The sequence below is a fragment of the Mycolicibacterium septicum DSM 44393 genome, assembly GCF_000455325.1.
Classification (GTDB): Bacteria; Actinomycetota; Actinomycetes; order Mycobacteriales; family Mycobacteriaceae; genus Mycobacterium; species Mycobacterium septicum.
Window position 1 is genome coordinate 745,823 of record NZ_HG322952.1, and the last position, 6,682, is coordinate 752,504.

General features: G+C 66.6%; 7 protein-coding genes. 3 read left to right on the forward strand and 4 right to left on the reverse strand.

Annotated features, from left to right (window positions below):
- Nucleotides 1–83: 83 nt before the first annotated feature.
- On the forward strand, nt 84–899 hold the full coding sequence (locus TX88_RS23560) for an alpha/beta fold hydrolase (protein ID WP_110918140.1): 816 nt from the start codon (nt 84–86) through the stop codon (nt 897–899).
- A 77-nt stretch (nt 900–976) separates the two neighbouring features.
- Here the strand turns inward: TX88_RS23560 and TX88_RS23565 are convergent, their stop codons facing one another.
- The 4 genes from TX88_RS23565 to pdxH form a co-directional block, all read right to left on the reverse strand.
- Nucleotides 977–2,281, reverse strand: a complete 1,305-nt coding sequence (locus TX88_RS23565; protein ID WP_044520296.1) for a citrate synthase — start codon at nt 2,279–2,281, stop codon at nt 977–979.
- A 105-nt stretch (nt 2,282–2,386) separates the two neighbouring features.
- The gene (locus TX88_RS23570; RefSeq protein ID WP_044520297.1) at nt 2,387–3,043 is read right to left on the reverse strand and encodes a TetR/AcrR family transcriptional regulator; all 657 of its coding nucleotides are present in this window, start codon (nt 3,041–3,043) and stop codon (nt 2,387–2,389) included.
- An 81-nt stretch (nt 3,044–3,124) separates the two neighbouring features.
- A complete protein-coding gene (locus TX88_RS23575; RefSeq protein WP_044520298.1) occupies nt 3,125–4,432 on the reverse strand; it encodes an MFS transporter in 1,308 nt (435 codons plus the stop codon).
- Nucleotides 4,432–5,067 carry a pyridoxamine 5'-phosphate oxidase gene (pdxH, locus tag TX88_RS23580; protein ID WP_044520299.1) on the reverse strand — a complete coding sequence of 212 codons (636 nt, stop codon included), beginning with the start codon at nt 5,065–5,067 and terminating at the stop codon, nt 4,432–4,434. Before pdxH ends, TX88_RS23575 begins: the two co-directional genes overlap by 1 nt.
- A gap of 95 nt (nt 5,068–5,162) precedes the next feature.
- Here pdxH and TX88_RS23585 point away from each other — a divergent pair, with 95 nt between their 5' ends.
- Nucleotides 5,163–6,281: a citrate synthase 2 gene (locus tag TX88_RS23585; protein WP_044520300.1), complete on the forward strand. Its 1,119-nt coding sequence runs from the start codon at nt 5,163–5,165 to the stop codon at nt 6,279–6,281.
- Nucleotides 6,257–6,682 (forward strand): maleylpyruvate isomerase N-terminal domain-containing protein (locus TX88_RS33965; RefSeq protein WP_409365892.1); only part of this gene is annotated, 426 nt, incomplete at its 3' end. The genes TX88_RS23585 and TX88_RS33965, both read left to right, overlap by 25 nt.

Consider the following 6,682-nt stretch of genomic DNA (forward strand, 5'->3'; position numbering starts at 1 on the left):
GACAGCTCGGATGTCTCGCTCCATCATGGTGTCTCGGACGAACACGGACACTCAAACGCAGCACGACAGGTCAGGGAATTCGAATGACGTGGACATTGAGCAGATCGGCGAAGCTGAACGACGGAACCGTGCGGTGGGAGACCTTCGGTGACGGAAGGCCGATCGTCCTCGTCCACGGCACGCCCTATTCGTCATACCTGTGGCGCGACGTGGCAATTGCGCTGGCCCGCCGCGGCCGAAAGGTCTTCGTATTCGACCAACTCGGCTATGGCCAGTCGGACAAACACGACGGCCAAGACCTCACCCTCGCGGCGCAGGGTCGCAACTTCGCCGAGCTGCTACATCAGTGGAACCTCCAGCGCCCCAGCGTGGTTGCATGTGACATCGGCGGCGCGATCGTTCTGCGGGCACTGCTGCTCGAACACGCCGCATTCTCCGATCTGACCCTGTTCGACGCCGTCACCGGAGGGACTTGGGAGCACGGCCTGTTCGCGCTGATCCGCGAACACCACAACGTCTTCGAGCAGCTTCCGCCGTATGCGCATGAAGCGCTGGTGACCGCACACCTACGCAACGGCACCCACCAGGGCTACCGCCCGGGGGTACTCGAAACGTATCTGGAACCGTGGCTCGGTTCCGAGGGGCAGGCCGCGTTCTACCGGCAATACCGGCAGCTCAGCGAAGACGACACCGCCGAATACGAGCATCTGCTCGGCACCATCGACATGCCCGTGACGCTGCTGTGGGGCCGCAATGATCAGATCCTGCCCGCACCACACGGGACATGGATCGAGCAACGAGTCGCGAACTCGGGACTCACCTGGATCGACGATGCGGGTCACCTGCTGCCGGAGGACGCACCGGCGCAACTGATCGAGCGATTGACCCGATCTGATTAGCGGCGGGCCGGCCGATACGAAAGCCCGGGAGCGCAATGCTCCCGGGCTTTCGTGTCAGCGTCAGCGCTTGCTGATTGTCAGCGCTTGTTGATGTCGACGTAGCCGCGCTCGGTGTACCCGGTGTAGATCTGGCGCGGGCGGCCGATCTTGTTGGGCTCCGAGTGCATCTCACGCCAGTGCGCGATCCAGCCGGGCAGCCGGCCCAGGGCGAACAGCACGGTGAACATGCGAGTCGGGAAGCCCATCGCCCGGTAGATCACGCCGGTGTAGTAATCGACGTTCGGGTACAGCTTGCGCTCGATGAAGAAGTCGTCGGTCAACGCGATCTCTTCGAGCTGCTTGGCGATGTCGAGCAACTCGTCGTCGCCGCCCAGCTTGCCCAGGATCTTGTCGGCCTGCTCCTTGACGATGCGCGCCCGCGGATCGTAGTTCTTGTAGACCCGGTGACCGAAGCCCATGAGCTTCACGCCGTCTTCACGGTTCTTGACCTTCTTGACGAAGGTCTGCACATCGTCGTCGCCGGTGCGGATCTTCTCCAGCATCTCCAGCACGGCCTGGTTGGCGCCGCCGTGCAGCGGGCCCCACAGCGCGTTGATGCCACCGGAGATCGAGGTGAACAGGTTGGCCTGCGACGAGCCCACCAGGCGCACCGTGGAGGTCGAGCAGTTCTGCTCGTGATCGGCGTGCAGGATCAGCAACATGTCCAGCGCGCGGACGATCTCGGGATCCACCTCGTACGGCTCGGCCGGGAAGCCGAACGTCATCCGCAGGAAGTTCTCCACCAGCGTCAGCGAGTTGTCCGGGTACAGGAACGGCTGCCCCTCGGACTTCTTGTAGGCATACGCCGCGATCGTCGGCAGCTTGGCCAGCAGACGGATCGTCGACAGCTCGACCTGCTTGTTGTCCAGCGGATCCAGCGAATCCTGGTAGTAGGCGCTCAGCGCGTTGACCGCACTGGACAGCACCGGCATCGGATGCGCGTTGCGCGGGAAGCCGTCGAAGAAGCGCTTGAGATCCTCGTGCAGCAGCGTGTGCCGCTGGATCTGGGTGGTGAACGACTCCAACTGCTCGGCCGTCGGCAGCTCACCGTAGATCAGCAGGTAACTGACCTCGATGAACGTGGAATTCTCGGCCAGCTGCTCGATCGGGATACCCCGGTAGCGCAGGATGCCGGCATCACCGTCGATGTAGGTGATGGCCGACTTGGTGGAGGCGGTGTTGACGAACCCACCATCAAAGGTGGTGTAGCCGGTCTTGGCCAGCAACGGACCAAGCGCGATGCCGTCACTGCCCTCGGTGGCATGGACGATATCGAGATCAATCTCGCCACCGGGGTACTTGAGAGTGGCAAGGTCCTGCCCACTCGACGGGTTTTCGGCCACGGGAATCCCTTCATCGTCCTGGGAACCGACAACTGCTCTACAAAAGGTAGTCGCAATCGATCGGCGCTGCCCGCGGGGGGTTACTAACGGGTCACTGCAAACGGCTCAACCGCGGTCGGGGCGCTGCTCAGCGCCCGCGACGACCTCTAGGAAGTCGGCATAGGTCGATTCGATCCGCTCGACGATGTCGTCCACGGTCACGGTGTCCCAATTCGCCCGAGATCCCAGCTCAGCGATGCCGGTCATGATGATCGCGGTCCATACGACGGCCGTCAGCTTGAGCCGGCGATCGTCGCCGGGCACTCCCATCCGCCGCGCCAGCACCACGTTCACCGCGTCGGCGCGGAACTCCGAAGCCGACTGGATCAGCGCCTGCGACGAGGTGATGATGCGGGCCGAAGCCAACAGCCGATCCGACGTGAGTTGGCTGGGCGGGGCTGTCTTGGTCTTGAGGAACGCCTGCACGTGGGCCCGGTACAGCGCCTCGATATCGCCGAGCTCGGCCGGTTGCGCCTCGAGCTCGATCGCGACCATCTCGATCACCTCGTCGACGAACGCCAGGACGACCGCGTCCTTGGTGGCGAAGTAGCGGCTGAATGTGCGCGGAGACACATCCGCCACCGCGGCGATCTGCTCGACCGTGGTCTGCTCGAATCCCTGCCGATCACACAGATCGATCGCGGCCTCGATCAACATCGCCCGGGTGCGTTGTTTCTTCCGCTCACGCAAACCGGTCTCGGCCTGCCGCACAACGTCAACCACGAGATCGGATGCTAGCCCCCAAAGGCCTGCTTTTCGGTCCTTTTCGGCAACTATGTGGCGCTGGGTGCCATTCGCCGGTGGTCATACTTTGTCAGGCTCGGACTGTTCCTGCGGGGCGACGCTGCTCGTGCTCACGCGGTAGCGCACGAACGCAGGTACCGCCAGCGCCGCGATCACCACGCCGACGACCACCAGCGCACCGCCACCGGCCGCGGCGACCGTCGTGCCCACTGCTGCTGCCGCCGCGCCATGGAGGGTGTCCGCCAGCCGGGGGCCACCGGCCACCACGACGGTGAACACGCCCTGCAACCGGCCGCGTAGCTCATCGGAGGCCGCCTGCTGCAGGATCGTCGACCGGAACGCGGCCGACACCATGTCGGCGGCGCCGCCAACCGCCAAGAACGCCAGCGCAATCCACAACACCATCCCGGCCTGGCCGTGCGCCATTCCACCGGCGATACCGAACCCGACCATCGCCACGCCCCACACCACGATCGCCAGCACGACGGCCAGCCCCTGCCTGCGGATCCTCGGCAGCCAGCCCGAGAACACGCCGCCGGCCACCGCACCGGCCGACATCGCCGCCGCCAGCAACGCCATCGCCGTGCCGCCCGAGACCGGGCCGCCGAAGCTCTCGTGCGCCATCTGGGGGAACAAGGCGCGCGGCATCCCGAAGATCATCGCCACCAGGTCGACGACGAACGACATCAGCACCACCCGGTTGCCGGCCAGATAGCGGAAGCCGTCGAGCACGGCCGTGAGGCCCCAGCGGGACGCACCTTCCTCGGTGCTGGCCGGCGGCATCGGCGCCAGCCGGAAGGTCGCCCAGATCGGCGCCAGACAGGTCACGGCATCGATCAGATACAGCGTCGACAGGTCCACCCAGTTGAGCAGGGACCCGGCCATCAGCGGGCCGACGATCGCGCCGAACTGCATGACCGTCATGTTCAGCGAGTTCGCCGCGGGCAACTGCTCCCCCGGCAGCATCCGCGGAATGGCCGCCGAGCGGGTCGGGCTGTTGATCGCATAGAACGCCTGCTGCACACCCAGCAGGCACAGCACCACCCACACGTTGTTCAGCGCCAGCGCCGCCTGCAGCCACAGCAGCACCGAGGCCCCGGCCAAACCGATCGAGGCGATGATCAGCAGCAGCCTGCGGTCCATCGCGTCGGCCCAGGCACCGCCCCACAACCCGAAGACCACCAGAGGTACCAGCGCGAACAGACCGGACAAGCCCACGTACGCCGAGTTCTCGGTGAGCACGTACAGCTGCACCGGCACCGCGAAGATGGTCAGGTTTGCGCCGATGACGGTCGGTATCCCGGCCAACCACAGCCGCCGGAAATCCGGTGTGCGCAGCGGGGTGGTGTCGGCGAAAAACCTACGCACTACGGCTGCAGGCGTTCGGCACGGTTGCCGATCACGCGAATTCGGTTGTGTACCCGGTTCTCCCGGCCCTGCCAGAACTCCACGCTCTCCGGGGCGATCAGGTAACCGCCCCAGTTCGGCGGCACCGGAACGGATTCGAGATCGGCGAACCGCTCGGTCACCTCGGTGAGCTGGGCCAGCAGCGCCTGACGGGATGCGATCGGGCCCGACTGCTGCGACGCCCAGGCGCCCAGCTGTGAACCACGGGGGCGCTTGGACCAGTACTCCTCGGTGTCCTCACGGCTCACCTTGGTCACCGGACCGCGCACGTGCACCTGACGCCCCAGCTGGTACCAGGGGAACGTCGCCGACGCGTAGGGATTCGTGGCCAGCTGTACACCCTTGGCGGAGTCATAGTTGGTGAAGAACGTGATGCCCGTCTCGTCCATGCTCTTGCACAACACCGTTCGGGTGACGGGTCTTCCCTCATCGTCGGTGGTCCCCACCACCATGGCGTTGGGCTCGGCCACCCCGGCGCGGTAGGCATCGGCCAGCCAGGTCCGCAGCAGCTTCAGCCAACCGGTCGCCGGGTCCTCCCCCAGCCAATCGACGTCCAGGTCGCCACAGCCGTCCTTCTCGACGTAATCCACGCGCATGGCAGCCAGGTCATGGTTGTCGTGTCCAGGGGTCTGTTCGGGGGGACTTGCCACCGCGGTAACGCTACGCCTGCGCTTGGTGCAAGAATCTGGCCATGCCAGCTGTACCGGAGGACTTCGTTCCCGGCCTCGAAGGCGTCGTCGCCTTCACGACCGAAATTGCTGAACCGGACAAGGACGGCGGCGCACTGCGCTACCGCGGCGTCGACATCGAGGAACTCGTGCGGCGCCGGGTCACCTTCGGAGATGTGTGGGGGCTGCTGGTCGACGGCAGCTTCGGCACGGGCCTGCCCCCTGCCGAGCCGTTCCCGCTGCCCATTCACAGCGGCGACGTGCGGGTGGACGTCCAGGCCGGGCTGGCGATGCTGGCACCGATCTGGGGCTACGCACCGCTGTTGGACATCGACGACGCCACCGCGCGCGACCAGTTGGCCCGCGCCTCGGTGATGGCGCTGTCCTACGTCGCGCAATCCGCCCGCGGCATCTACCAGCCCGCGGTCCCCCAGCGCACGATCGACGGATGCGACACCGTCACAGCGCGTTTCATGACGCGCTGGCAGGGCGACCCCGACCCGAAGCACGTCGAGGCGATCGACGCCTACTGGGTCACCGCCGCCGAGCACGGGATGAACGCATCGACGTTCACCGCCCGGGTGATCGCCTCCACCGGCGCCGACGTCGCAGCCTCCCTGTCGGGTGCGGTGGGCGCGATGAGCGGACCCCTGCACGGCGGCGCCCCGGCCCGAGTACTCCCGATGATCGAAGAAGTCGAGAAGACCGGTGACGCACGCGCGGTGGTCAAAGGCATCCTTGATCGCGGCGACAAGCTCATGGGCTTCGGGCACCGCGTGTACCGCGCGGAGGATCCGCGGGCGCGGGTGCTGCGGGCCACCGCCAAACGCCTTGAGGCGCCCCGCTACGAGGTGGCCGCCGCACTGGAGCAGGCCGCCCTTGCCGAGCTCCGTGAGCGCCGCCCGGACCGGGCCATCGAGACCAACGTCGAGTTCTGGGCCGCGGTGATCCTGGACTTCGCCCAGGTGCCCGCCTCGATGATGCCCGCGATGTTCACCTGCGGGCGCACCGCCGGATGGTGCGCGCACATCCTGGAACAGAAACGGCTCGGCAAGCTCGTGCGCCCGGCCGCCATCTACGTCGGCCCTGAACCGCGCAGCGTGGAGTCGGTCGCCGGATGGGACAAGATCGCTACGTCATGACCGCCGCCCGCGACGTATTCGCCTCGGCAGCACATGCTTTCGCCCGACTGGTGCAGGTGCTGCCGGCGGATTCGTTCGACGGGCCCGGCCTGGGCGAGTGGGATCTGCGCGCGCTGGTCGGCCACACGTCGCGCTCGCTGATCACCGTCAGCACGTATCTGCAGGCCCCTGCGTCGACGGCCGATCTGGCCGGTCCGGTGGAGTACTACGCGGCCATGCGGGGATTCATGTCCGACGCCGGGGCCGAGGCCATCATCGAGCGCGGCAGGCAGGCCGGGCGCGACCTGGGCTCCGATCCGGCCGCGGCGGTGGACGCGCTGGCGAGCCGGGCCCTCGACGACATCGACGAGGCGGGCGATCCGTTGATCACCGTCATCGGTGGGTTCGGTATCGCGTTGAGC

Excerpts from the sequence above, each read along its gene's own strand:
- TX88_RS23560 (WP_110918140.1), top strand. The coding sequence starts at position 84 with ATGACGTGGACATTGAGCAGATCGGCGAAGCTGAACGACGGAACCGTG.
- pdxH (WP_044520299.1), bottom strand. The coding sequence starts at position 5,067 with ATGCGCGTGGATTACGTCGAGAAGGACGGCTGTGGCGACCTGGACGTC.
- TX88_RS23585 (WP_044520300.1), top strand. The coding sequence starts at position 5,163 with ATGCCAGCTGTACCGGAGGACTTCGTTCCCGGCCTCGAAGGCGTCGTC.